The organism is Halomonas sp. AOP5-B2-8 (assembly GCF_052376475.1).
In the GTDB taxonomy this organism is placed as follows: domain Bacteria; phylum Pseudomonadota; class Gammaproteobacteria; order Pseudomonadales; family Halomonadaceae; genus Vreelandella; species Vreelandella casei.
In genome coordinates this window covers 1-1,785 of sequence record NZ_JBQSVS010000015.1, presented here as the reverse complement: position 1 = coordinate 1,785, position 1,785 = coordinate 1, and the positions used below count along the sequence as shown (strand labels likewise).

Below are 1,785 nucleotides of genomic sequence, written 5' to 3'. Positions count from 1 at the left end.
CCGGACGACGAGGCGTCGTTCCTCGCGGCTCTGACACCTTCGCTGGAGCAGGCGCTGCCGGACTACATGATCCCGGGACAGTTGCTGGTGCTGGATGCGTTGCCACTGAGTGCCAACGGCAAGGTCGACAGAAAGGCCGTGGTGGCGACAGTCAACGCCCAAACCGCCGCAGTGGCGGAGACTTTTGAAGCGCCAAAAGGTGAACGGGAGCTTCAGGTCGCCAATCTCTGGATGCGGTTGCTGGAGCTGGACCGGATCGGACGCCACCAGGGGTTCTTCGAACTCGGTGGCGATAGTCTGCTGGCGACGCAGGTTATCGCTTCGCTCAAGCAGCAGGGTCTCGGAGCACCGGAAGGACTGAGAACGCTCTTCGCGAAGCCAGCGCTGGCTGATTTCGCGGGTGAACTACAGCGGGTCGACACGGATGAAGCGCGTGTTGAAATACGGCCGGACCCCGCCAATCGTTACGAACCCTTCCCGCTGACGGAAGTCCAGCGGGCCTACTGGGTGGGGCAATCGACGGGCTTGCCGCTGAGCTGTGGCACACATTATTTGATTGAGCTGGATGGCGAAGCAGTGGATCTGGCGCGGCTTGAGCAGGCGTGGAATCGGTTGGTTGAACATCACGATATGCTGCGTGCTGTCGTTAACGATGAAGGGCAGCATATACGTGCATCGGTGCCGGTGTGTCGCGTAACGCTGGAAGCGGATCGAGCTGACAGCGCGGAAGAGGCTCGTGAGCGCCTTCACCGTGTATGGGAAGCACATCAGGCAGATTTATCGCAGGAGTCGATGTTTGCCCTGAGGGCGATTCGCTATGGTCAACATGGCTACCGGCTGGGCTTGTTCCTGAATTATCTAACTCTCGATGGCTACAGTATCAAGCGCCTGCTCAATGACTTCGCACTGTGTTACGGCGACCCGGATCATGTGCTGAGGCAGACAGGGATAGGATTTCGAGACTATGTGGTCCAGGTCAGACCGGCGCCCAGTCGGCGGCAACGGGCCGAAGCGTATTGGCGTGCACGGCTGGATGATCTTCCGGCTGCAGCCACGTTGCCGATGGTTTGCGACCCCCAAATACTGACATCAGTAAAATTCAGGCGTCACAGTGGGCGTCTCGATAAAGCGACCTGGCAGGCAGTGAGGCAGCAGGCCAGAAAGGGTGGCTTGACTCCCTCGGTATTGGTCTTACTGGTCTATGCACAGGTGTTGTCTCGCTGGAGTGGTGGCAAGGCGCATACCGTCAACCTGACGCTATTTGATCGTCAGCCGGTTCATTCGGATATCGATTATGTGCTCGGTGACTTCACGTCGCTGGCTCCCGTTGCCTGCCATCCGCTCGCGGACGCCTCGCTTACAGAACAAGCGAGTGCTATACAGCAGCAGATCGCGGAGGTACTAGAGTATCGGGAAGTGTCTTCCATTTGGGTCCAGCGTGAGCGCGCGAAGCGAGTGGGCACAATAGCAGCAGCGTTGCCTGTGGTCTTTACCAGTACGCTGGGCATCTCCGATAGCCTATTCGATCAGCCCCTGCCGACCGGTTTTCCGAATCTCGCGCCGGACGGCGGCTTGTCGCAAACGCCTCAGGTTTGGCTCGACCATCAAATGTACGAGCATCAGGGGGCCTTGTTGTTCTCCTGGGATGTACTGGAAGGCGTCTTCCCGCAAGGGCTGATTGAAGATGCGTTTGCGAGCTTGGTCGCAGGACTGAATCAGTTGGCAACGGCGCGTTGGGATGCACCGTTCCTTCTTGATGCGCCGGCACACCAGAGGGATACCCGT

General features: G+C 58.8%; 1 protein-coding gene. It reads left to right on the top strand.

Features of this window, described 5'->3' with window-relative positions; translation table 11 throughout:
• Window positions 1-66 precede the first annotated feature (66 nt).
• On the top strand, window positions 67-1,785 hold a 1,719-nt coding region (locus tag ACT3RP_RS17865), incomplete at its 3' end, for a condensation domain-containing protein (RefSeq protein ID WP_444624368.1).